Source organism: Staphylococcus simiae, from assembly GCF_017357005.1.
Classification (GTDB): Bacteria; Bacillota; Bacilli; order Staphylococcales; family Staphylococcaceae; genus Staphylococcus; species Staphylococcus simiae_A.
In genome coordinates this window covers 1,381,943-1,407,339 of sequence record NZ_CP071589.1, presented here as the reverse complement: position 1 = coordinate 1,407,339, position 25,397 = coordinate 1,381,943, and the positions used below count along the sequence as shown (strand labels likewise).

Genomic DNA, 25,397 nt, shown 5'->3' with positions numbered 1-25,397 from the left:
TGATTTCGTGTGTCTGAACAATTATATAAGTAACATTTATAGAGTTAGTATCATCTAATTAGCATATATATTACTATATAGTTCTAACAACGACATTGTCACTAAAAAGTACAAGTTTTAATAGTTGAAGTGTAAAAATAGCCAAGCAATCAGTTGAATTAAACAATCCTTTGATTGATTTAGGCACTAATACAAACTCGAGATTTCTAATTGTTGAAATTTCGAGTTTTTTATTATTTTTATTTAAAATAGTAGATATATACTTTATAATAGTTAAGATGAACTTATAAGGAGGCCAAATCATGGCAAAACATCCATTTGAACAATTTAATCTAGACTCTAGTTTAATTGACGCTGTGAAAGACCTTAATTTTGATAAACCAACAGAAATTCAAAATCGAATTATTCCAAGAATTTTAAAAAGAACAAATCTAATTGGTCAATCTCAAACAGGTACAGGAAAATCTCATGCATTTTTATTACCTTTAATGCAATTAATAGATAGCGACAATAAAGAACCACAAGCCATCGTAGTAGCACCAACACGTGAACTAGCACAACAATTATACGATGCTGCTAATCATTTAAGTAGCTTTAATAAAGATATCTCAGTTAAATTATTTATTGGTGGAACTGATATTGAAAAAGATAAGCAAAAAACGACAAACCAACCACAATTAATTATTGGTACTCCAACTAGAATTAATGATTTAGCCAAAAGTGGTCATTTACATGCCCATTTAGCTAGTTATTTAGTAATAGATGAAGCAGATTTAATGATAGATTTAGGTTTAATTGAAGATGTAGACTATATTGCATCTAGATTAGATGATAATGCTAATATTGCTGTCTTTAGTGCTACAATTCCACAACAATTACAACCATTTTTAAGAAAATATTTAAATCAACCAGAATTTGTTGAAGTTGATAGCAAACAGCAAAATAAAAAGAACATTGAATTCTTTTTAATTCCAACTAAAGGTACAGCTAAAGTTGATAAGACTTTGAAATTGATCGATATTTTAAATCCATATTTATGTATTATCTTTTGTAATAGTCGTGATAATGCTGATGAGCTTGCTCGTAACCTTAACGAAGCTGGAGTTAAAGTAGGCATGATTCATGGTGGTTTAACCCCTCGTGAACGTAAACAACAAATGAAGAGAATTAGAAACTTGGAATTTCAATATGTCATTGCTAGTGATTTAGCATCAAGAGGTATAGATATTGAAGGCGTTAGTCATGTCATTAATTTTGATGTACCTAACGATATTGATTTCTTCACACATCGAGTTGGTAGAACCGGAAGAGGTAATTATAAAGGTGTAGCAATTACACTATATAGTCCAGACGAAGAGCATAATATCGCATTAATAGAAGATCGAGGTTATATTTTTAAAAATGTCGATATTAAGAATGATGAACTAACAGAAATTAAAGCGCATAATGCAAGACAACGTCGTACTCGTAAAGATGATCATTTAACAAATCAAGTTAAGAATAAAGTGCGTAGTAAAACTAAAAATAAAGTTAAACCAGGATATAAAAAGAAATTCAAACAAGAAGTAGATCGTATGAAACGTCAAGAGCGCAAACAATTCAGTAAACAGCAGAGTAGACAAAAACGTAAACAAAACAAAAAAGGCTAGGTGTAGTTAATGTTATTAGGATCACATGTTTCTATGAGTGGTAAAAAAATGTTAGAAGGTTCTGCTGAAGAAGCACATAAATTTGGCGAATCAACATTTATGATATATACAGGAGCACCACAAAATACAAGACGAAAAAGTATTGAAGATTTAAATATTGAAAAAGGTCATGAAGTGATGGATAAGTATGGCTTATCAAATATTGTTGTACATGCACCGTATATCATTAATATTGCCAATACAATTAAACCGGAAACGTTTAACCTTGGCGTTGATTTCTTACAACAAGAAATTGAAAGAACACAAGCAATAGGTGCAAAAGATATTGTACTTCATCCTGGAGCACATGTTGGAGCTGGTGTTGACGCAGGAATCAACAAAATTATTGAAGGTTTAAATGAAGTTTTAACAAATGATAATAATGTTAGAATTGCACTTGAAACGATGGCTGGTAAAGGAACAGAAATTGGTCGTTCATTTGAAGAATTAGCTAGAATCATTGATGGAGTGCACAATAACGAACGTTTATCAGTATGCTTTGATACATGTCATACACATGATGCTGGTTATAATGTCAAAGAAAATTTTGATGGTGTCTTAGCTGAGTTTGATAAAATTATAGGTGTCGATAGAATAAAAGTAGTTCATGTTAATGACTCTAAAAACGAATGTGGTGCTCATAAAGACCGTCATGAAAATATCGGATTTGGTTATATAGGATTTGATGCATTAAACTATATCGTGCATCATGATCAATTTAAAGATATACCAAAAATATTGGAAACACCATATGTAGGTATTGACAAAAAAGATAAAAAACCACCATATAAATTTGAAATTGAAATGCTCAAATCACAACAATTTGATCCACAGCTTAAAGAAAAAATTATGGCTCAATAAATGATTATGCTCTCGATTAGATACAATACTCACTGTATATATCTATTCGAGAGTATTTTTTAGAATATTTTACAGGCGAAAACATTACTATTTACATAATTAACTATGCATTGTATAGTTAAATGCGAGGTGAAAATACAAATGGCACCAGTCTTTGAATTGAAAAATGTAAATTATCATTATGATGATAAGCAAGTATTAGAAAATATAAATATTAAAATAAATAAAGGTGAATTTTTAGCTATTGTGGGACCTAACGGAGCAGGTAAATCTACATTATTAAAATTAATATTAGGTTTATTACCTTTACAAAACGGTGAAATTTATGTTGATGGAATTAATTATAAAAATAAAAAATCATCAATAAAACTAAGCTATGTTTCCCAAAAAGCAAATGCCTTTAATTCTGGCTTCCCAGCAAGTGTCAAAGAAGTCGTGTTAAGTGGACTAACTAAAACTAAGAAATTATTTCAAAAGTTTAATCGACAAGATATTAATAAAGTAGAACAGGTATTACATAGGTTAAACATTGCTAATTTGATGAATAAGAACATTGCAGAACTATCTGGAGGTCAACAACAACGAGTTATGATTGCAAGAGCTCTGATTTCTGAACCAACAGTGTTAGTTCTAGATGAACCTACTAATGGTATAGATGCTAAACATGTCAACGAATTTTATGATACTTTAGAGCAATTGAAACAAGAAGGTATAACAATAATACTTGTTACCCATGATATTGGTGTAGTTGCAGATACCGCTACTGAAGTAGCATGTTTAAACAAACATTTACATTTCCACGGTACAACAGAAGATTTTAAATCGCTTGATGAAGTTGAAATATCAAAAATTTATGGTCATCCTGTTAGGTTTGTTGATCATCAACATAATCGTGAATGTTGTAGTTAAAATAAATTAATGGTAGCGGAGGAGTGGCATTATTGATTGATGCATTATTAAATTTTGATTTTATGAGGTACTCCTTAATTAGTGGTATCTTAATAGGTTTTATTGCGCCTTTAATTGGTGCATTTATAGTAGTTAGGCGCTTATCTTTAATTGCTGATGCACTTAGCCATGTGACATTAGGTGGTATATCATTTGGAATGTTTTTATTAACTATTTTACCTGCTGCATCATTTATCAATCCGATGTGGTTTGGTATCTTGTTTGCTATAATTGGTGCTTTATTAATTGAAGAACTAAGAACATCGTATAAATCTTATCAAGAGATTGCTATACCAATTATTATGAGTGCAGGTATTGCACTAAGTGCAATATTTATTTCGTTAGCAGATGGTTTTAATCAAGAAATTGTTGGACTACTCTTTGGTTCGATCAGTGCTGTTAACTTGAGTGACTTAACTACAATCATCATAATTACAGTGCTAGTATTACTATTTATTGCTTTCTTTTATAAAGAATTGTTTATTTTGTCTTTTGATGAAGAATACAGTAAAGTTATTGGAATTCCTAAATGGATTCAGTTTTTATTTATTGCGATAGTAGCTATGGTGATTTCTGCATCTATGAGAGTAGTGGGAATATTATTAGTAAGTGCACTAATTACATTGCCTATAGCTATCGCAATGCGATTGACAAAAAGTTTTAAACAATTAATTATTTTAAGTGTTATTTTAGGTGAATTCGCTGTAATTGTAGGTTTAGTTTTAGCATTTTATATGAATATTTCACCTGGTGGTGTTATTGTAGTATTATTAGTTATTCTATTAATATTAACGATGATTTATCAAAAGGTTAGAGTTAAGTTAAAAAAGGGAGTAAGTAGTAATGAATACAAATGATGCAATTAAAATTTTAAAAGATAATGGACTAAAATATACTGATAAACGTAATGATATGGTAAATTTATTTGTTAAAGAGGATAAATATATCAATGCAAAATTTATTCAACAGGAAATGGATAAAGATTATCCAGGTATATCATTTGATACAATCTATAGAAATTTACATTTATTTAAAGATTTAGGCATTATTGAAAGTACTGAACTAGATGGGGAAATGAAGTTTAGAATCGCTTGTACTAATCATCACCATCATCACTTTATTTGTGAAAAATGCGGTGATACAAAAGTTATTGAGTACTGTCCAATCGAACAAATAAAATCATCATTACCAGGTGTGGATATACATCAACATAAATTAGAAGTTTATGGTGTTTGTGAAAGTTGTCAACAATAATTTATAAAGGCTCATACAAAAAATCAATTGTATGAGCCTTTATTTTGGTTATAATAGATTATGTTTTTAGATTTATGTATAATACTCATTAAATTTTATTTTTACACGATAAAATTCATTAAAGGATTACATTTGTATAGACAAATACATAGGAAGGACTAGTATTTATTACACAAATACTAAAGCAGATTACAATTGATATAATCAATTGTATAAGTCCCATTAAATTTTATTTTTACACGATAAAATTTATTAAAGGATTACATTTGTATAGACAAATGCATAAGAAGTACTAGTATTTATTACACAAATAACAAAGAAGATTACAATTGATATAATCAATTGTATAAGTCCCACTAAATTTTATTTTTACATCATAAAATTCATTAAAGGATTACATTTGTATAGACAAATGCATAAGAAGTACTAGTATTTATTACACAAATACAGTACTTCTTTATACTCCGTTGGTATGATTTATTTAGTAATTACGACTTTTTTTCTAATAATATGTTTAAAAATTTGTCATATGAGTTATATTAAGGGTGTAGGAATAATAACAAGTAATTAATAGGCATAAACATTGTTGTTAATATTAGTGCTTGTTATTATAGATATATAGACATTTTAGGAGGATGATTATTTATGGCTTTTGAATTACCAAAATTACCATATGCTTATGATGCATTAGAACCACATATTGATAAACAAACTATGGAAATTCACCATGACAAACATCATAATACGTATGTAACAAAATTAAATGCTGCAGTAGAAGGAACTGATTTAGAATCTAAATCAATCGAAGAAATCGTAGCTAACTTAGATAGCGTGCCTTCTGATATCCAAACTGCAGTACGTAATAATGGAGGCGGTCATTTAAACCACTCATTATTCTGGGAAATGTTATCTCCAAACTCAGAAGAAAAAGGTACAGTTGTTGAAAAAATTAAAGAACAGTGGGGTTCTTTAGATGAGTTCAAAAAAGAATTCGCAGACAAAGCAGCTGCACGCTTTGGTTCTGGATGGGCATGGTTAGTAGTAAATAACGGTAACTTAGAAATCGTTACTACTCCAAACCAAGACAACCCATTAACTGAAGGTAAAACACCTATCTTAGGTTTAGATGTTTGGGAACATGCATACTACCTAAAATATCAAAACAAACGTCCTGATTATATCAGTGCATTTTGGAATGTTGTTAACTGGGAAAAAGTTGACGAATTATACAATGCAGCAAAATAATAGATGTTTTTCAGCGGTCTCTTTATGAGACCGTTATTTTTTTGTTTAAAAAGATAGAAAAATTGAACAAATTCATATATCATTTAAGATGAAAGACTTTGAATAGAGGTAGGTTGCTTTGCTAAAAAGACTAAAAGAAAAATCAAATGATGAAATTGTTCAAAATACAATCAATAAAAGAATTAACTTTATATTTGGCGTAATTATCTTTATATTTGCAATAATGATCTTGAGGTTAGGCTATCTACAAATTGCACAAGGTAGTCATTATAAACAAATCATAAAAAGTGATGAAAATATAACAGTAAATGAATCTGTTCCACGTGGACGTATATTAGATCGTAATGGAAAAGTACTTGTAGATAATGCATCTAAAATGGCGATTACATATACTAGAGGAAGAAAAACAAGTCAAAGTGAAATGCTAGATACAGCTGAGAAACTATCGAAATTAATTAAAATGGATACCAAAAATATAACTGACAGAGATAAAAAAGATTTTTGGATTCAACTTCATCCAAAAAAAGCTAAAGAATTGATGACGAAAGAGCAGTCATTACTTTTAGATGGAAGTATTAGTCAAGAACAGTATGATAAGCAATTACGCTCAAAAATTAGTAAAAAACAACTTGATGACTTATCTAAAAAAGACCTTCAAGTTTTAGCTATTTATCGTCAAATGAATGCTGGATCTGTTTTGGATCCACAGATGATAAAAAACGAAGATGTTAGCGAGAAAGAATACGCTGCTGTATCTCAACAATTATCTAAATTGCCAGGTGTAAACACATCTATGGATTGGGATAGAAAATATCCATATAAAGATACTTTACGTGGTATTTTTGGAGATGTATCTACACCGTCAGAAGGTCTTCCTAAAGAATTAACCGAGCAATATTTATCGAAAGGTTACTCCAGAAATGATAGAGTCGGAAAATCTTATCTTGAATATCAATATGAAGATGTATTAAGAGGTAAGAAAAAAGAAATGAAATATACTACAGATAAATCAGGTAAAGTTATTTCTTCCGAAGTAATTAATCCTGGTGCTCGTGGTAATGATTTACAATTAACAATTGATATAGACTTACAAAAAGAAGTTGAATCATTGTTAGACAAACAAATTAGCAGGCTTCGAAGTATGGGTGCTAAAAATATGGATAATGCTATGATTGTTGTACAAAATCCTAAAAATGGTGACATATTAGCAATGGCAGGTAAGCAAATAAGCAAAAGCGGGAAGTTAACTGATTATGATATAGGAACATTTGCTTCTCAATTTACTGTAGGTTCATCTGTAAAAGGTGGCACGTTACTTGCTGGTTATCAAAATAATGCTATCAAAGTTGGAGAGAAGATGGTTGATGAACCATTACATTTCCAAGGTGGCTTAACGAAACGGTCATATTTCAATAAGAATGGACACATAACAATTAATGATGAAGAAGCATTAATGCATTCTTCTAACGTATATATGTTTAAAACGGCATTGAAATTAGCTGATAGTTCATATTATTCTGGTATGCCACTGCCAACTGACATTACAGAAGCTGCACAAAAACTGAGAAAAGGTTTAAATCAAGTTGGTTTAGGTGTTAAGACTGGTATCGATTTACCAAATGAAACTAAAGGACAAATTGAGCCTTTAACTAATAATCCAGGTAATTATTTAGACTTATCTATAGGACAATATGATACTTATACACCACTACAACTTTCTCAATATGTTTCAACAATTGCTAATAATGGTTATAGAATTCAGCCGCATTTAGGAATGACAATACATGATTCTACTAACAAAGACGAACTTGGACCAGTTAAACGTAAAATTAAAGGGAATGTATTAAATAAAGTAAATAATTCTGAAGAAGAAATTAAAGAAGAACAACAAGGATTCAAAATGGCTTTCAATAACAAAGATGGAACTGGCTATGCTAGCTTTAAAGATACTGTTGTGCCATCAGCAGGAAAAACTGGTACTGCTGAAGTATTCCAAGATGGAGAGCCAAGAGTAAATTCAACGTATATTGGTTATGCGCCAATAGATAATCCTAAGCTTGCATTTTCAATTGTCTATACTAACCAACCTGTGCCACCACCATGGTTACCAGGTGGAGATTTAGGTAAAGATGTGATTAATTATTACTTTAAACATCAAGGTAAAGAAAGTGCACAAAAAGATAATAATAAATAGTAAAAATAATAAATTATACTAAACTGTCTGTATGAAATTTTAACTTTGCAATTATTATAGTTATTGGTATAATGATAAAGTCGTATTTAGAAATGGTAAGGAGGAATAATCATGCGCGTAAACGTTACATTAGCTTGTACAGAATGTGGTGACAGAAACTACATTACAACTAAAAACAAAAGAAACAACCCAGAACGTATTGAAATGAAAAAGTTCTGTTCACGTGAAAACAAACAAACTTTACATCGTGAAACTAAATAATTTTTAATTATATTTAATAACAGTAAAAAGTGGAATCTCTTAATTAAGAGGTTTCACTTTTTTTATAGAACAACTAATTAAAATGAGGTTTTCTATTTTTTATAACTGATAAAAATCGAATAATTAAATATGAAATTTAATTATGTAACAGTCTAATTCGTTAGAGAACGTAAAATGAATCGAATAAATAAGTGATAGTTTAAGTAATTTCACAAGATATTATAGTTCATCACGTTAATTTATAAATTTTTAAAATTGCATATTATTATGTTTAAATTTATTACATAAGTACTGAAAGCAAAAAACTTCAACTAAAAAATAGCGCTCAAGAGGAATACAATTAGTTAGAATCTCACTAATTGCATAAGAGCTTCTAGCAATTAAAATAGCAGAAGCTCTAAAATTTCAACTTAATGACATTAAAAGTTATAAACGTTATAATAATAGTGAACAAAGTGGGTGTTTAAATGAATAAGAAGGAAATTAGACAACAAATTTTGCAACAGTTGAAAGATTTTAAAGGTACTAAAAAAATGCAAGCTGATAAATATTTAGCTGATCAATTATTTGCAACAGCTGAATATCAATATGCGCATACTATTGCTTTAGTTTTATCGTTCAATCATGAAGTGAATACTTTTCCAATTATTGAGCAAGCATTACAAGACGGTAAAAGTGTTTATGTTCCAGAAATGGATTATAAAAGTCGTCTGATGACATTCAAAGAAATAGATAATATAAACGAGATAGCAAAAGATAAAAAAGGCATATACTATACAACATCAAATGGTCAGACAACAAATGAACTTGATTTAATTGTTGTACCAGGTGTGGGCTTTCAACAGAATGGCTATAGAATTGGTTATGGTGGAGGCTATTATGATAAATTTTTAAGTGCTTTTCCAACTAGTACTATTAGTCTATTATATGATTTTCAATTAACAACTTTTGATCCGGAATCATTTGATCAAGTTGTTGATAAATTAATAATTTACAGAACTTCTTAACGGAGGAACAAATGGATATTGATAAACAATTTTGGAAGACGATATATTATTGGATTAGGTATTTAAAATTTGATGTGGTAAGTTCTGAAAAAGAAGATAGTGAAGTATGGTTAGCAAATAAAAGAAAGAAACAAATTGCCATATTTAAAAAGTCAGAGATTACTACACAAGAAATAAGGTTTGATAAAGCAAGAGTATTAGAACATAAACATGAAATAAGCCAATTTATAGATTTTGAGCCTCAAAGCGTGGATATCTATTATTTTACAGATACAGATATTATGCCTGAGCAATATAATGAAAATGGACCATTAAAAATTAACTTTAAAGTTATTAAAAATAAAATTGATTTACAAAAATTCATGCCAAATATTTTCATGTCTAAATTAATTGCTGAAGATAACGATAAGAAAACTTATATGTTTTATAAAAAGAAAGTATTATCGACAAACTTTTTAGATACATATATGCAAAAATTCACGCCAGCGACGTATTTATTAATTTTAATTAATGTTTTTATATGGTTATGTATGATTCTCTATTTGAATAACTTTTCAAATGTAAAGTTATTAGAAGTTGGCGGTTTAGTTCATTTTAATGTTGTACATGGAGAATGGTATAGATTAATTACTTCTATGTTTCTACATTTTAATTTTGAACATATTTTAATGAATTTATTATCACTTTTTATTTTTGGTAAGATAGTCGAAGCTATACTAGGTTCATGGAGAATGTTAGGTATTTACTTTATAGCAGGCTTATTTGGTAATTTTGTATCATTGTCATTTAATACTACAACAATTTCAGTAGGTGCTAGTGGTGCGATATTCGGCTTAATTGGTTCAATTTTTGCAATGATGTATTTATCAAAAACATTTAATCGAAAAACACTAGGCCAACTATTAATTGCTTTAGTTATTTTAATTGGTATGTCACTATTTATGTCAAACATTAATATAGTTGCACATGTAGGTGGCTTTATAGGTGGTTTGTTGATTACGCTGATTGGCTATTATTATCGTCATAATCGTAGTGTATTTTGGGGATTAATCATACTTTTACTTATATTATTTGTGGCGATGCAAATAAGAATTTTTACTATTAAAGAAGACAATATTTATAATAAACTCATTAAAGATGATATGCTGGATGGACAATATGATAATGCGCAAAACCTTGTAAAAAAAACTATTAATAAAAATTATGCGGATGATGAAACATATTATTTAAGTGGCTTAATAATGGCTACTGAAAATTCAAGATCAGAAGGAATGACAGAATGGGAAAAAGGTCTTAGATTATTTCCTAAGTCAGGAATCTTAAATTATGAATTGGCCGTTGCTAATAGAGCTTTGAATGACAATGACAAAGCTTTAAAGTATGCACGCAAAGCTGTTAACGTTGATCGTAGTAATAGTGACTATGTAAATTTAGAAAAAGAGTTGACGAAGACACATGACTCGAAACATTAATAATTTTTATGATGTTCAACAACTATTAAAAAATTATGGGTTTATTATTTATTTTAAAAATAAAGCTGATATGTACGAAATGATGCAACAAGAAATTAGCTCGTTATATAATTATGAGTTATTAACAAAAGATGAATACTTACAATGTAAACTAATAATCAATCAAAGAAGGAATGAAGAATAATGACAAAAATAATTTTAGCTGCAGATGTTGGTGGGACAACATGTAAATTAGGAATCTTCTCATCTGAATTAGAACAATTACATAAATGGTCAATTCATACTGATACTAGTGATGAAACTGGATATTTATTATTAAAAGGTATATATGATTCATTTGTAGAAAAAGTAAAAGAAAATAATTATGATATGTCAGATGTCATAGGTGTTGGTATGGGAGTTCCTGGACCCGTTGATTTTGAGTCAGGTGTTGTAAATGGAGCAGTCAATTTATATTGGCCTAATAAAGTCAATGTTAGACAAATATTTGAACAATTTGTAAATTGTCCAGTATATGTAGATAATGATGCTAATATTGCAGCACTTGGAGAAATGCATAAAGGTGCAGGTGAAGGTGCTGATGATGTCGTAGCTATCACTCTAGGAACTGGCCTAGGTGGTGGTATCATTTCTAATGGTGAAATTGTTCATGGACATAATGGATCAGGAGCTGAAATAGGACATTTTAGAGCTGATTTTGATCAAAGATTCAAGTGTAATTGTGGACGCTCTGGATGTATTGAAACTGTGGCATCAGCGACAGGTGTTGTTAATTTAGTGAATTTTTATTATCCTAAGCTAACATTTAGATCTTCAATTTTAAACCTAATTAAAGAAAACAAAGTTACTGCAAAAGCTGTATTTGATGCTGCAAAAGAAGGAGACCAATTCTGTATTTTTATTACAGAAAAAGTCGCTAATTATATTGGTTACTTATGTAGTATTATCAGTGTAACTAGTAATCCGAAATATATAGTTTTAGGCGGTGGCATGTCTACTGCTGGACCAATTTTAATTGAAAATATTAAAACAGAATATAATAATTTAACCTTTAAACCAGCTCAATATGAAACAGAAATCGTTCAAGCAAAACTAGGCAATGATGCAGGTATTACTGGTGCTGCAGGACTAATTAAAACATATGTAATAGATAAAGAGGGGGTAAAATAATGGCTATCGTAGATGTTGTTGTTATACCAGTTGGTACAGAAGGTCCAAGTGTAAGTAAATATATTGCAGAAATTCAAAAAAAATTAGAAGAATATAAAAAAATGGGAAAAATTGACTATCAATTAACACCAATGAACACGCTAATAGAAGGTGAATTATCAGATTTACTAGAAGTAGTTAAAGTCATTCACGAACTACCATTTGATAAGGGGTTAGATAGAGTTTGTACAAATATCCGTATAGATGATAGACGTGATAAAGATCGCAAAATGAATGACAAGCTTACTTCTGTCCAAAAACATTTAGAAAAAAGTGGTGAATAAAATGAGAATTTCTAGTTTAACATTAGGTTTAGTAGATACTAACACATATTTTATTGAAGATGATAAAAGTGTCATTTTAATAGATCCATCAAGTGAAAGTGAAAAAATCATCAAGAAATTAAACCAAATAAATAAACCACTTAAAGCAGTATTATTAACTCACGCACACTATGATCATATTGGTGCATTAGACGATATTATTGAAAAATATGATGTACCAGTATACATGCATGAAGAAGAATTCGATTTTTTAAAAGATACCAAGAAAAATGGCGCAGATAAATTCAAACAATTTGGACTTCCTAGTATAACAAGTAGTGCAAAGCCAAAAAGTTTGTCTGAAGGTTCTGCTGACATAGCAGGATTTAAATTCGATGTCTTACACACGCCTGGACATTCTCCAGGAAGCTTAACATTTGTTTTTGACCAATTTGCTGTTGTTGGAGATACTTTATTCAACAATGGAATTGGTAGAACAGATTTATATAAAGGTGATTATGAAACGTTAATTGATTCAATCCAAGATAAAATTTTTAATTTAGATGGTGACTTACCATTATTCCCAGGTCATGGTCCGTATACTACTGTTGATGATGAACAGTTAAATCCATTTTTACATGGTTAAATTAAAGAAAAATATTTCCCTCCTACGTGTATATATGTAGGAGGTATTTTTATGAAGATTTTATTTCAAACTATAGTCAATAAAGCCATAGACAAGGGGGCGAGTGACATTCACTTTATACCAGTGAAAAGTGACATTCATATTAAATTTAGGATCAATGATAATTTAGAAGAATATGAACAAATAAATCTAAATGTTTATCAGAAATTAATAGTATATATGAAGTTCCAAGCTGGATTAGATGTTTCAACATATCAAGTTGCTCAAAGTGGACGTTATAGTTATCAGTATAATAAACTTTATTTTTTAAGAATATCAACTTTGCCGTTATCATTGGGTTTAGAAAGTTGTGTTATCCGTATTGTTCCTCAATATTTACAAAACCAACAATCACCTTATAATTTTAATGATTTTAAACATTTAATGAACAAAAAACAGGGATTATTACTGTTCAGTGGTCCAACTGGTTCAGGTAAGACAACCTTAATGTATCAAATGGTTGCATTTGCCAATAAAGAATTAAATTTGAATGTTGTTTCAATCGAAGATCCAATAGAAATTCAATTACCTGGAATTGTCCAAGTAAATGTAAATGAAAAAGCAGGTATCAATTATGTTAATACATTTAAGGCAATTTTACGATGTGATCCTGATGTTATATTAATAGGAGAAATAAGAGATAAAGAAGTTGCTAAATGCGTGATTCAAGCAAGTTTAAGTGGTCATTTAGTGTTAACAACATTACATGCTAACGATTGCAAAGGTGCTATATTACGTTTACTAGAAATGGGTATTTCAGTCCAAGAATTACTACAGTCGACTAATTTAATAATTAATCAGCGCTTGGTGACAACAACATCAAATGAAAGACAGTTGGTATGTGAAATTATGACTCAGTCACAAATGCATTATTTTTTTGATAATAATCAATCTTTACCACGTACCTTTGAAAAATTAGAAAGTAAACTAAGTGATATGACAAGAGCAGGTGTCATTTGTGAGAAAACAATGGATAAATATATTTAAATTTCAATTTACAACTCGGCGATTAAGTAAAGATAAGCAAATTGATCTGTTATTAAATCTTAATAAACTATTAGCATTTGGGTTTACGTTATATGATAGTTTTCAATTTTTAAATCTACAATATGATTACAAAAATAAAAATCTTCCAAATAATATTCTTCAACAAATATCAAATGGTGCAACTTGTCATGATATATTAAAATTACTAGGATTTAACAACGCCGTGCTTATGCAAGTATATTTAGCAGAACGATATGGCAACTTAATTGATACATTAGAAGAAATTGCTAATTATTTACAAACAAATAGAGCTTCTGAACAACAATTTATCAAGACCTTACAATATCCTTTAATTCTCATCTCTATATTCATGGGAATGATCATATTGATGAATCATACGATTATACCGCAATTCCAACAATTATTTAATTTAATGAATGTGAAACTCTCTTCACTTCAACAACTTCTATTAGCTGTGATTACAGCGTTACCCTCGGTTATTTTATACTTCATATGTTTACTTATTTTAATACTCATTTCGATAAAGTTGATTTATCAACAATTTTCAGTTCGTAGAAAAATTCAATTTATAACCAAAATACCAATATTATCTAGTTATTATAAATTATTAAAAACTTATTATATTACCAATGAATTATGCTTATTTTTAAAAAATGGGATTAATTTACAATCCATTGTTGATGTTTATATAAACCATAATAACGATAAATTCAGACAGTATTTAGGTGAATTTATTTTAGTTCAATCTGAAAAGGGGCTAACGCTTCCTCAAATTATATCTAAGTTACCATGTTTTAATAAGTTACTTATAAAGTTTATCAATCAAGGTGAGAAGCGGGGTAAATTAGATATCGAATTAAAACTTTATAGTCAAATATTAATTAAACAATTACAACTCAAAATGCATAAAGATATAAAAATTATTCAACCAATTATATTTATGTTTTTAGCCGTTTTTATTATGGCAATATATTTAGTTATTATGTTACCTATGTTTCAAATGATGCAAAATATTAACTAGTAAGGAGATAATTATGAAGAAATTTTTTATTTAACATTAAAGCTTTTACCTTAATTGAGATGTTACTTGTTTTATTAATTATTAGTTTATTATTAATTTTAATCATACCTAATATAGCTAAACAAACAGCACATGTTCAAACGACTGGTTGCAAAGCCCAAGTGAAAATGGTGAATAGTCAAATAGAAGCATATTTATTAAAGCATAATAGTAATCCATCAACGATTGACGACCTTGTCGCTGAAGGATTTATTAAGGAAGATCAAAAGACGTGTAAATCTGGTGAGAAAATCACGATAAGTAATGGAGAAGCAGTTGTCAATTAACAAAATTAAAGCATTTACAATGATAGAAATGTTATTAGTGTTGCTAATGATTTCTATTATTTTATTGACGACATTGACTTCAAAAAGTCTTAGGAATCTTGAAACAGTGAATAGTGAAATGCAATTATCATCATTTATTTTACAACTGGATTATCTGAAATCTAAAGCTATCATAACCAAAAGTCCTATTTTAATTCAGTTTATTAAACATTCTAATCAAGCTAAAGTAACTGAAAACAATAAAACTTCATATTTTTTAACAATAAATAATGCTGAAATTATAAATATAAATAAAGTACATTATTTATATTTTGATAAAAGAGGTAATATTAAGCCATTTGGAAGCATAACTATTAAAGTTAATAAAGCATATTATAAAGTTATATTTCATATTGAAAAAGGTAGGGTTCGTTATGAGAAATTATAGACTTAAAGCATCATTTATATTAGATGGCTTAGCTAGTTTCACCATAATCATCATCATAACGACATTAATTGTTCCATTTGTACAACAGTTAAACCAATCTTATCGAAATCAGTTAGAGAAACTAGATGATAAAAAAATAATATTAGTAGCAGTAAGTCACTATCGCAGTGAACAATTAAAGAAAGGAGTCAGCATAGGTGTGCATCAAATAATTCAACAAGGAAATCAAGTATGCACAACTAAATATGCAACACATGAGACGACTTGCATTAAATTTTAAAATTAAAGCTTTTACCTTATTAGAAATGTTATTTACTATGGTAATTATAATTTTGATATTACAATTTATACCGCAGTTATTAATTTATAGTCAATATATTAAAGAACAAGCCAAAGAGACATATACCATTGATTACGAGTTCTTTTCAAGAGACTTTATTAAAGAACTTAAAGACATTGATCATAAGCATATAAGCATCAGTAATAACTCAATTTATGTGAATAATGGTAAAGATAATATTGAGTATAAGTTGTTAAATCATAAAATTATTAAAATTATAAATCATAATGGCAATATCACATTATTGAATAACGTAGAGAAATTTAAGGCTACAGTATTAAATAAAAATGTAATTAAAATAGATATTGAAATTAATAGAGGAAGGTATTTCAAAAATCAAACAATTTATTTATAACAAACCTGCTTATTTTACGCCTTTTTCACTTATTTTATTAGCTATTTATTTTTCGATTTTCACTTTTTATATTAGTCAGTATAGTTTAAAATTAAAAACAATACATAATCTTGAAATTGATTACGATGAACAAATAGTAAAGTCGTTGAAAGAAGGAAGTAAGTATGAAAAAGTTCGATAATACAATGATTTTAATTGGTTTTATGGGTAGTGGAAAAACTACGATAGGTAACGATTTTGCCCAAAAGCAAAATTTATCTTTTGTCGACTTAGATCAATATATAGAAAGACAAGAAAGCAAGACAATACCTGATATATTCCATGAATATGGTGAACAATATTTTCGTCAATTAGAAAGTGAATATTTACAAGAGTGTATTACTAAGTTTGAAGTTATAGCCACTGGTGGAGGTATAGTTGAAAGTGAAGACGCATTTAAGCTATTAAAGAACCAAAAATATGTTATTTGGTTAGATGCTAATATTAAAACACTTTATGACAGAGTAATAAATGACCCACATCGACCTAATGCCCAAAATAAAACGTTAGAACAATTAAATAACTTGTATTCATCTAGATATTTAAGATATAATGAAATCGCATTCACGAAGTTGCAAAGTGATTTACTAACAACTTCAGAAATATATAATGAATTGCTAAATTTAATAAAAGCGACTGATCAATATTAGAGAGAATGACTTTGAAACATGACTAGCAAGTTTCAAGGATCATCGCCGAAGGTGCAAGTAATTACTACGAAACTCTCAGGCAAAAGGATAATATTGTAACGCGTTCCTGAATTAGTGATTTTAAACAGGGTAGCTTAAGCTACCCTGTTTTTTTAAAATTTAAGGGGGTATTTCAATGTCAAGCGATTTAAAACAAACACCGTTATATCAAAACTATGTTGATAGAGGAGCGAAAATTGTAGAGTTTGGTGGATGGGCAATGCCTGTTCAATTTTCTAGTATTAAAGAGGAGCATAATGCTGTTCGATATGAAATTGGTCTATTTGATGTAAGTCATATGGGAGAAATAAAAATATCTGGACAAGATGCTAGTGAATTTGTGCAATACCTTTTATCTAATGATACAAACATCTTAACTGAATCTAAAGCATTATATACTGCACTGTGTAATGAAGAAGGTGGAGTAATAGATGATTTAGTAATATATAAACTAGCTGACAATGACTATTTATTAGTCGTAAATGCTGCAAATACTGATAAAGATTTTAATTGGATTAAAAAAAATAATAAAAATTTCCAAGTTGAAATTGAAAATGTTTCTGATCAATTCGGTCAATTAGCTCTACAAGGACCAAAAGCACGTGACTTAATGAACCAATTAGTAGATGTTGATGTTTCTGAAATGACGATGTTTGAATTTAAGCAAAATGTAGAGTTATTTGGAACAAAAGTGATACTTTCTCAATCTGGTTACACAGGTGAAGATGGTTTTGAAATATACTGCGATATTAATGATACTGAAAAAATTTGGGATGGTTTATTAGAGTATGATGTAGTTCCTTGTGGTTTAGGCGCAAGAGATACTTTAAGACTTGAAGCAGGTTTACCATTACACGGCCAAGATTTAACTGAGTCAATAACACCATATGAGGGTGGTATTGCTTTTGCAGCTAAACCATTAATTGATGCTGATTTTATTGGTAAATCTGTATTAAAAGATCAAAAAGAAAATGGTTCACCTAGACGTACAGTGGGACTTGAACTTTTAGAAAAAGGGATTGCTAGAACTGGCTATGAAGTTATGGATTTAGATGGTAAAGTTATAGGAGAAGTGACTTCTGGAACTCAATCACCATCATCTGGTAAATCAATTGCTTTTGCTATTATTAATAGAGATCAATTTGAAATGGGTAGAGAGTTACTTGTTCAAGTAAGAAAGAAACAGTTAAAAGCAAAAATTGTCAAAAAAAATCAAATTGAAAAATAATTTTACTAAGGGGTGTGCATTGTGAGTCATCGTTATATACCTTTAACTGAAAATGATAAAAAAGAAATGTTACAAACAATAGGCGCAGAATCAATAGGCGAGCTTTTTGGTGATGTTCCAGGGGATATATTATTAGATAGAAATTTAAATATTGCTGAAGGTGAAGCAGAAACAACTTTACTAAGAAGACTGAATAGAATTGCTAGTAAAAATATAACAAAAGAGACGCATACATCGTTTTTAGGAGCTGGAGTATACGACCATTATACTCCTGCTGTAGTAGATGCTATGATTTCTAGATCAGAATTCTATACGGCCTATACACCATACCAACCAGAAATTTCTCAAGGTGAACTTCAAGCTATATTTGAATTTCAAACTTTAATTTGTGAATTAACTAATATGGATGTAGCCAACTCATCTATGTATGATGGTATGACAAGTTTTGCAGAAGCATGTATTTTAGCATTTAGCCAAACTAAAAAAAATAAAATTGTCGTTTCAAAAGGACTACATTATCAAGCTTTACAAGTATTAAAAACGTATGCTAAAACTCGTGAAGAGTTTGAAATAGTAGAAATAGATTTAGATGGTACTGTGACTGATTTAGATAAGTTACAGCAAGCTGTAGATGATGATACAGCAGCAGTAGCAGTACAATATCCTAATTTTTATGGTTCAATAGAAGATTTAGAGAAAGTCCATAGTTTCATTGAAAATAAAAAAGCTTTATTTATAGTTTATGCAAATCCATTAGCATTAGGATTATTAACACCTCCAGGTTCATTTGGTGCGGATATAGTAGTAGGAGACACACAGCCTTTTGGTATCCCAGCACAATTTGGTGGTCCACATTGTGGATATTTTGCTACAACTAAAAAATTAATGCGTAAAGTACCTGGTCGTTTAGTTGGTCAAACACAAGATGACGAGGGTAACAGAGGTTTCGTATTGACATTACAAGCTCGTGAACAACATATTCGTCGTGATAAAGCGACTTCAAATATTTGTTCAAATCAGGCTTTGAATGCACTGGCATCATCAATAGCAATGTCAGCTCTTGGCAAACAAGGACTATATGATATTGCTGTTCAAAATTTTGAGCATGCAAATTATGCTAAACAACAATTTAAAAATAAAGGTTTTGAAGTTTTAGATGGTACCTCATTTAACGAATTTGTCGTTAAATTTAATAAACCTATCCATGAAATTAATGAAGAATTAGTTAAGTTTAACATGATTGGTGGTTTTGATTTAAGTGTAGTTTCTGAAGACTTCGATAACCATATGTTAATTGCAGTAACAGAATTAAGAACTAAAGAAGAAATTGATACATTTGTTGAGAAAGCTGGTGAGCTAAATGATAAGTAAATCAAGCCCATTAATTTTTGAGAGATCAAGAGAAGGTAGATATGCCTACTCATTACCACAAAGTGATATTAATGATAATGCTGTTGAAAAATTATTAGATGATAAATTTATTCGTAAAGATAAAGCTGAATTTCCTGAAGTTGCTGAATTAGACTTAGTGAGACATTATACAGAACTATCTAATAAAAATTTTGGTGTAGATAATGGTTTTTACCCATTAGGTTCATGTACTATGAAATATAATCCTAAAATTAATGAAAAAGTAGCTAGAATACCAGGATTTAGTGAATCACATCCTTTGCAAGATGAAGAACAAGTGCAAGGATCATTAGAAATTATTTATAGCTTACAAGAAGAGCTAAAAGAAATCACTGGTATGGATGAAGTAACATTACAGCCAGCAGCTGGTGCTCACGGAGAGTGGACTGCATTAATGATTTTTAAAGCTTATCATCAAAATAATGGTGAAGGACATCGTGATGAAGTTATCGTTCCTGATTCTGCTCATGGTACAAATCCAGCATCTGCATCTTTCGCAGGATTTAAATCTGTAACTGTAAAATCGAATGAACGCGGTGAAGTTGATATAGAAGATTTGAAAAGAGTTGTAAATGAAAACACAGCAGCTATTATGTTAACTAATCCTAATACATTAGGAATTTTCGAAAAAAATATAATGGAAATTCGTGAAATTGTTCATAATGCTGGTGGATTATTATATTATGATGGTGCTAACTTAAATGCCATTATGGATAAAGTTCGTCCTGGAGATATGGGATTTGATGCAGTTCATCTTAATTTACACAAAACATTTACAGGTCCTCATGGTGGAGGAGGTCCTGGATCAGGTCCGGTAGGTGTAGTGAAAGAACTTGCTAGTTATTTACCTAAACCAATGGTAATTAAAGATGGAGATACTTTTAAATACGATAATGATATCAAGAATTCCATAGGTCGTGTTAAACCATTTTACGGTAATTTTGGTATATATCTAAGAGCTTATACGTATATTCGAACTATGGGTGCTACAGGGTTAAAAGAAGTATCTGAAGCAGCAGTTCTAAATGCTAATTATATTAAGGCACGTTTATCTGAACATTTCGACATTCCATATACTCAATATTGTAAACATGAATTTGTATTAAGTGGATCAAAACAAAAAGAATTCGGTGTTAGAACCTTAGATATGGCGAAGAGATTATTAGATTTTGGTGTACATCCACCAACTATTTATTTCCCACTTAATGTAGAAGAAGGTATGATGATTGAGCCAACTGAAACTGAATCTAAAGAAACATTAGATTACTTTGTACATACATTAATTCAAATAGCAAATGAAGCAAAAGAAGATCCAGATAAAGTTTTAGAGGCGCCTCATACAACGATTATTGATCGCTTAGATGAAGCCACTGCAGCACGTAAACCTATTTTAAAATTTGAAAATCTGAAAAGTGAAAAAGAGTAACAAAAATGACGATTAAATTTTAAATAAAAGGATTACACAATATTATATGACCTATTACCGTGTTTACTATGGTAGTAGGTCATTTTTGTTTTGAAATTTAATAGACTCACAAACGAGTTTGTAAAATGACACATTTTTGCAATAATGTTGTTGTTAAAATGTTTCTGTAAACGAACATCATTATTACAAGAAAAATAAAAAGTCAATGAATATGGCATAACCAATTCACTGACTTTTAATGTACCTTAATAATAATTTTTAATAACTAAATTTTAATTGGAATGAATAATTAATGCTCAAGCTACTTTTTAGACTTAATTTTACCAGTCCATTTTTTGTAACCGCCTTTAAGCATATAAATATCACTATATCCATTCTTTTTAAGAATACGGGCAGCTCTGTAACTAGCTATTCCATTCGCATCACATAGATAAATCGGTTGGTCTTTACGTAAACCTTGAAATCTTTGTTTAAACATTGTAATCGGAATGTTACGGGAACCGTTAATATGACCATAATCATAATCTACTTTTTCCCTGACATCAATTACTTGAGCTTTTCTTAGACCTTCATGGAATTCATTTTGATCTAACTCTTTAACAGCTCTTTTGTTAAGAATTTGTTGGACGATCATGTAAACAATAATTGCTACAACTAGAATTATTGCAATGTACAAACTAGCACTCATCTTGCATCCTCCCTAATTAAACGATAATATAATTATAAGGCTGTTAAGTTAAATTATCAAAATATTTCACTAAAGTTTTGAAATAATTTCTATTGATAAACAATAATTAGCGAAATAAAAATAAATCATTTTGTTGATAGGGGATTTTTCAATGACTGAAACTTGGAATTTTATTAATACTGGAAGTCAAGATCCATACTATAATATGGCAATGGATGAAGCTTTATTAAACTTTGTCTCAAGAGGCGAGATTGATCCAGTAATTCGATTTTATACGTGGAATCCAGCGACATTATCTGTTGGATATTTTCAACGCTTACAAAAAGAAATAGATATTGAAAAAGTGAAAGAAAAAGGCTTTGGTTTAGTAAGACGTCAAACTGGTGGCCGAGGTGTCTTACATGATAAAGAATTGACATATAGTGTAATCGTCCCAGAATCACATCCAAATATGCCTTCGACGGTTACAGAAGCATATAGAGTTATTTCTCAAGGTTTACTTGAAGGTTTTAAAAACCTTGGGTTTGAAACGTACTTTTCTGTACCTAAAACACCTGAAGAAAGACAAAAATTAAAGCAACCTAGAAGTTCTGTTTGTTTTGATGCTCCAAGTTGGTATGAGTTAGTTGTTGAAGGTCGCAAAATCGCCGGGAGTGCACAAACAAGACAAAAAGGTGTTATCTTACAACATGGTTCAATTTTGCAAGATATAGATATTGATGAATTATTTGATATGTTTATATATAAAAATGAAAGATTAAAACAAAAAATGAAAGATGCATTTATTGAAAAAGCAGTTGCAATAAATGATATTTCCGAAGAACATGTAACTATCGAGCAAATGGAAAAGGCATTTGAACAAGGATTTAAAACAGGTTTAAATATTGACTTGAAACCACTTAAATTAACTGAGCAACAATTGAAAGAAGTGGAAGAACTAGCTGAAAAATATCGCTCAGATGAATGGACTTATAGAAAATAGTCAAGATATTTATATTGTAAAGTACTAATTAACAATTGAAAATTAATATAAAGCACCATTAGACAAAGACATTTCAAGGAAATAGCAATACAACTTAAAATGAAATCGTTTTTTCTTAGTTGATTAATTTCTATGATAGAATAGTAGTTATTATTAATCTAAGAACGAAGATGATTTTTTATAGTAAATGCTAAATATTTGAATAAGCCAGAATTTAAATTTCGGTTACATAGACTTTATGAAACTGGTAGGACACGAACTGTAATTATATATAAATATGAATTGGTCCTTGGGCATTAATTTAGTGTAAAACATAAATAAGCAGCAAAAGAAATGTATTTTTATGATTCATTCCTTTTGCTGCTTTATATTATTTACGTCTTTGATTTTTTTTATATTTTCTCACAGCTTTACGATATTTTCGTTGATCTTCTGTAAGGAAGAAGAAATAATAAATTAAATATATAATTCCTGCTATAACTGCTAAACTAATTAGCATTCTTGCAATAGAAAATAAAAATTGATCGATATTCATCACAAGACCAATAGCAGCAATAATTAAAACTATATAAAATAATATGTTACGCATAATAAAACTCCTATTTTTATTGTGAATTTATATTAAGTTTAGCTAACTTTTTTTGACCTCTTTGTATTTGCTTTTTATCTTTATTTTGATAACCAGTGGAAATATCATCAAAAGCTGATGTTAAATTTTTGTTTAACTTATTGATAACTTTAGAGTCATTCTTTTCGTCTTTACTTAATTTATGGCCGTCAATGTCTTCTGTATATTGATCATGTGCATCAGTAATATTGTTTGATATTTTATCCAGCTTTTGTTGGATGCTTTTTTGACCTTTATTTTTAGAGACGTCTTGTTCGATATTTTTATAAGATTGAAGCGCGGTTGCCAGACTATCATAATAATGTGATGTTGCATTTAATTTCTTGATTTTAGTATTATTAGTTGCTGTTTTTTTACTATCTTTTTTATCTTTTTCTAAACCTTGGATTTTTGATTTTGAATCACTTATTTGTTGATTTAATTCTTGAATATCAAGTTTGAGCTGATGGTTGCTATCACGTAAGTCAGTTGTTTTATCTTCTAATGGTGCTAAGTGTTGTGTACCACATCCGGCAAGTAAAAAAGTCACACCAACAATTGAAATCAATTTTTTCATTACAATCTCCCTAAACCAAAATCTGTTATTTATTTCACGTATTATGATATTATTTTAATGTAAAAAGGTGGAATGCACAAACATTTCACAAGGAGGATATAAATATGACTAGAATAAGTAAAGTAAGAGAAATATTAAATCAGAAGCATCTTGATGCAATTATAATTATGTCAGATTATAATCGTAGATATTTATCTGGTTTTACAGGTACTAGTGGTGCATTAATTATTTCGAAAGATGAACAATATTTAATTACTGATTTTAGATATATTGAACAAGCTTCGTCTCAGGCTAAAGATTTTACTATAATTAATAGAACAAATTCAATAATCGAGGAAGTTAAAAAATTATTACATGACAACCAATATGATGATATCGGATTTGAAGGTCATGATGTAACCTATGACACTTATGTTGAACTTAATAAAAGTCGTTTAACATTAATCAGTATTTCTAACGCTGTAGATAAAATACGTGAAGTTAAAGATAAAGAGGAAATTGCTTTAATTAAGAAAGCTGCAACAATCGTAGATGATACGTATGATTATATTTTAACAATAGCTAAAGCAGGTATGACAGAAAAAGAATTGAAAGCCAAACTTGAAAGTAAAATGCTTGAATTAGGAGCAGAAGGCCCTTCATTTGATACTATCGTTGCATCTGGTTATAGAGGTGCCTTACCACATGGCGTTGCAAGTGATAAAGTGATTGAGCAAGGTGATATGGTTACCTTAGACTTTGGAGCGTATTATAACGGTTATTGTTCAGATATTACTCGCACATTTGCTATTGGTGAGCCTGATCCAAAACTTAAAGAACTCTATCAAATAGTATTAGAATCACAACAAAAAGCTATTAATGAAATAAAAGCAGGTATGACTGGCAAAGAGGCTGATGCATTAGCAAGAGATTATTTGGAACATAAAGGCTATGGTAAAGAATTCGGACATTCATTAGGACATGGTATTGGTTTAGAAATTCATGAGGGTCCTATGCTTGCTAAAACGGTTAATAATAAATTGCAGGTTAATAATTGTGTGACAATTGAACCAGGTGTCTACATTGATGGTTTAGGTGGTATAAGAATAGAAGATGATATTTTAATTACAGAAAATGGCTGTGAAGTCTTTACTAAATGTACAAAAGACCTTATAGTTTTATCATAAGCGTGTATAATGAGGAGGAAA

At 29.5% G+C, this 25,397-nt stretch carries 28 protein-coding genes, 1 pseudogene and 1 riboswitch; of the genes and pseudogenes, 26 read left to right on the top strand and 3 right to left on the bottom strand.

Going from position 1 to position 25,397, the window contains the following annotated elements; genetic code table 11:
• The first annotated feature begins 302 nt into the window (after positions 1-302).
• From J3R86_RS06290 to gcvPB, 24 genes and pseudogenes are all read left to right on the top strand, one after another.
• Complete coding sequence (locus J3R86_RS06290; protein ID WP_207516560.1) at positions 303-1,649, top strand: DEAD/DEAH box helicase; 1,347 nt, start codon at positions 303-305, stop codon at positions 1,647-1,649.
• Positions 1,650-1,658: 9 nt separating this feature from the next.
• Positions 1,659-2,549, top strand: coding sequence for a deoxyribonuclease IV (locus J3R86_RS06285; protein ID WP_207516559.1), 891 nt, complete (start codon positions 1,659-1,661; stop codon positions 2,547-2,549).
• A gap of 122 nt (positions 2,550-2,671) precedes the next feature.
• Positions 2,672-3,458, top strand: a pseudogene (locus J3R86_RS06280) (metal ABC transporter ATP-binding protein).
• Positions 3,459-3,490: 32 nt separating this feature from the next.
• Positions 3,491-4,354: a metal ABC transporter permease gene (locus tag J3R86_RS06275; RefSeq protein WP_207518523.1), complete on the top strand. Its 864-nt coding sequence runs from the start codon at positions 3,491-3,493 to the stop codon at positions 4,352-4,354.
• The gene (locus tag J3R86_RS06270; protein ID WP_207516557.1) at positions 4,341-4,751 is read left to right on the top strand and encodes a Fur family transcriptional regulator; all 411 of its coding nucleotides are present in this window, start codon (positions 4,341-4,343) and stop codon (positions 4,749-4,751) included. Before J3R86_RS06275 ends, J3R86_RS06270 begins: the two co-directional genes overlap by 14 nt.
• A 645-nt stretch (positions 4,752-5,396) precedes the next feature.
• Positions 5,397-5,996, top strand: coding sequence for a superoxide dismutase (locus J3R86_RS06265; RefSeq protein WP_002465016.1), 600 nt, complete (start codon positions 5,397-5,399; stop codon positions 5,994-5,996).
• A gap of 118 nt (positions 5,997-6,114) precedes the next feature.
• Positions 6,115-8,190, top strand: a complete 2,076-nt coding sequence (locus J3R86_RS06260; RefSeq protein ID WP_207516556.1) for a peptidoglycan D,D-transpeptidase FtsI family protein — start codon at positions 6,115-6,117, stop codon at positions 8,188-8,190.
• A 111-nt stretch (positions 8,191-8,301) separates the two neighbouring features.
• Complete coding sequence (rpmG, locus tag J3R86_RS06255) at positions 8,302-8,451, top strand: 50S ribosomal protein L33 (protein WP_002464344.1); 150 nt, start codon at positions 8,302-8,304, stop codon at positions 8,449-8,451.
• Between the two features lie 467 nt (positions 8,452-8,918).
• On the top strand, positions 8,919-9,458 hold the full coding sequence (locus tag J3R86_RS06250) for a 5-formyltetrahydrofolate cyclo-ligase (RefSeq protein WP_207516555.1): 540 nt from the start codon (positions 8,919-8,921) through the stop codon (positions 9,456-9,458).
• A gap of 11 nt (positions 9,459-9,469) precedes the next feature.
• Positions 9,470-10,930 carry a rhomboid family protein gene (locus J3R86_RS06245; RefSeq protein ID WP_207516554.1) on the top strand — a complete coding sequence of 487 codons (1,461 nt, stop codon included), beginning with the start codon at positions 9,470-9,472 and terminating at the stop codon, positions 10,928-10,930.
• Positions 10,914-11,114 (top strand): YqgQ family protein, encoded by a 201-nt coding sequence (locus J3R86_RS06240; RefSeq protein WP_095092718.1) that lies wholly within the window; start codon positions 10,914-10,916, stop codon positions 11,112-11,114. The genes J3R86_RS06245 and J3R86_RS06240 overlap by 17 nt, the downstream gene beginning before the upstream one ends.
• Entirely contained in the window at positions 11,114-12,100 is a 987-nt protein-coding gene (locus J3R86_RS06235) for an ROK family glucokinase (RefSeq protein WP_207516553.1), read from the top strand. The genes J3R86_RS06240 and J3R86_RS06235 overlap by 1 nt, the downstream gene beginning before the upstream one ends.
• A complete protein-coding gene (locus J3R86_RS06230; protein ID WP_207516552.1) occupies positions 12,100-12,423 on the top strand; it encodes an MTH1187 family thiamine-binding protein in 324 nt (107 codons plus the stop codon). The genes J3R86_RS06235 and J3R86_RS06230 overlap by 1 nt, the downstream gene beginning before the upstream one ends.
• Position 12,424: 1 nt before the next feature.
• A complete protein-coding gene (locus J3R86_RS06225) occupies positions 12,425-13,048 on the top strand; it encodes an MBL fold metallo-hydrolase (protein WP_207516551.1) in 624 nt (207 codons plus the stop codon).
• Positions 13,049-13,099: 51 nt separating this feature from the next.
• The gene (gene comGA, locus J3R86_RS06220; RefSeq protein ID WP_207516550.1) at positions 13,100-14,074 is read left to right on the top strand and encodes a competence type IV pilus ATPase ComGA; all 975 of its coding nucleotides are present in this window, start codon (positions 13,100-13,102) and stop codon (positions 14,072-14,074) included.
• Positions 14,046-15,116, top strand: coding sequence for a competence type IV pilus assembly protein ComGB (gene comGB, locus J3R86_RS06215; RefSeq protein ID WP_207516549.1), 1,071 nt, complete (start codon positions 14,046-14,048; stop codon positions 15,114-15,116). Before comGA ends, comGB begins: the two co-directional genes overlap by 29 nt.
• A 35-nt stretch (positions 15,117-15,151) precedes the next feature.
• A complete protein-coding gene (gene comGC, locus J3R86_RS06210; RefSeq protein WP_278249701.1) occupies positions 15,152-15,442 on the top strand; it encodes a competence type IV pilus major pilin ComGC in 291 nt (96 codons plus the stop codon).
• Entirely contained in the window at positions 15,420-15,869 is a 450-nt protein-coding gene (comGD, locus tag J3R86_RS06205) for a competence type IV pilus minor pilin ComGD (protein ID WP_207516547.1), read from the top strand. The genes comGC and comGD overlap by 23 nt, the downstream gene beginning before the upstream one ends.
• Positions 15,856-16,149 carry a hypothetical protein gene (locus J3R86_RS06200; protein WP_207516546.1) on the top strand — a complete coding sequence of 98 codons (294 nt, stop codon included), beginning with the start codon at positions 15,856-15,858 and terminating at the stop codon, positions 16,147-16,149. Before comGD ends, J3R86_RS06200 begins: the two co-directional genes overlap by 14 nt.
• A 37-nt stretch (positions 16,150-16,186) precedes the next feature.
• Positions 16,187-16,564 carry a competence type IV pilus minor pilin ComGF gene (locus J3R86_RS06195; RefSeq protein WP_207516545.1) on the top strand — a complete coding sequence of 126 codons (378 nt, stop codon included), beginning with the start codon at positions 16,187-16,189 and terminating at the stop codon, positions 16,562-16,564.
• A gap of 164 nt (positions 16,565-16,728) precedes the next feature.
• Positions 16,729-17,253: a shikimate kinase gene (locus tag J3R86_RS06190; protein ID WP_207516544.1), complete on the top strand. Its 525-nt coding sequence runs from the start codon at positions 16,729-16,731 to the stop codon at positions 17,251-17,253.
• Positions 17,240-17,354, top strand: a riboswitch (glycine riboswitch). (Overlaps the previous gene by 14 nt.)
• Positions 17,355-17,428: 74 nt before the next feature.
• Positions 17,429-18,520 (top strand): glycine cleavage system aminomethyltransferase GcvT, encoded by a 1,092-nt coding sequence (gene gcvT, locus J3R86_RS06185; protein WP_207516543.1) that lies wholly within the window; start codon positions 17,429-17,431, stop codon positions 18,518-18,520.
• Positions 18,521-18,541: 21 nt separating this feature from the next.
• Entirely contained in the window at positions 18,542-19,891 is a 1,350-nt protein-coding gene (gcvPA, locus tag J3R86_RS06180; RefSeq protein ID WP_207516542.1) for an aminomethyl-transferring glycine dehydrogenase subunit GcvPA, read from the top strand.
• Entirely contained in the window at positions 19,881-21,356 is a 1,476-nt protein-coding gene (gene gcvPB, locus J3R86_RS06175) for an aminomethyl-transferring glycine dehydrogenase subunit GcvPB (protein ID WP_207516541.1), read from the top strand. Before gcvPA ends, gcvPB begins: the two co-directional genes overlap by 11 nt.
• Positions 21,357-21,657: 301 nt before the next feature.
• Here gcvPB and J3R86_RS06170 read toward each other — a convergent pair whose 3' ends face one another.
• Entirely contained in the window at positions 21,658-22,044 is a 387-nt protein-coding gene (locus J3R86_RS06170) for a rhodanese-like domain-containing protein (RefSeq protein WP_002464328.1), read from the bottom strand.
• Between the two features lie 151 nt (positions 22,045-22,195).
• On the opposite strand from J3R86_RS06170, the gene J3R86_RS06165 reads away from it, so the two are divergent.
• Positions 22,196-23,026 carry a lipoate--protein ligase family protein gene (locus J3R86_RS06165; protein WP_207516540.1) on the top strand — a complete coding sequence of 277 codons (831 nt, stop codon included), beginning with the start codon at positions 22,196-22,198 and terminating at the stop codon, positions 23,024-23,026.
• A gap of 370 nt (positions 23,027-23,396) precedes the next feature.
• Here J3R86_RS06165 and J3R86_RS06160 read toward each other — a convergent pair whose 3' ends face one another.
• Together J3R86_RS06160 and J3R86_RS06155 are read right to left on the bottom strand one after the other, a co-directional pair.
• Complete coding sequence (locus tag J3R86_RS06160) at positions 23,397-23,615, bottom strand: SA1362 family protein (protein ID WP_207516539.1); 219 nt, start codon at positions 23,613-23,615, stop codon at positions 23,397-23,399.
• A 16-nt stretch (positions 23,616-23,631) separates the two neighbouring features.
• A complete protein-coding gene (locus J3R86_RS06155) occupies positions 23,632-24,210 on the bottom strand; it encodes a hypothetical protein (RefSeq protein WP_207516538.1) in 579 nt (192 codons plus the stop codon).
• 104 nt (positions 24,211-24,314) lie between these two features.
• On the opposite strand from J3R86_RS06155, the gene J3R86_RS06150 reads away from it, so the two are divergent.
• Positions 24,315-25,376, top strand: a complete 1,062-nt coding sequence (locus tag J3R86_RS06150) for a M24 family metallopeptidase (protein ID WP_207516537.1) — start codon at positions 24,315-24,317, stop codon at positions 25,374-25,376.
• The last annotated feature ends 21 nt before the right edge of the window (positions 25,377-25,397 follow it).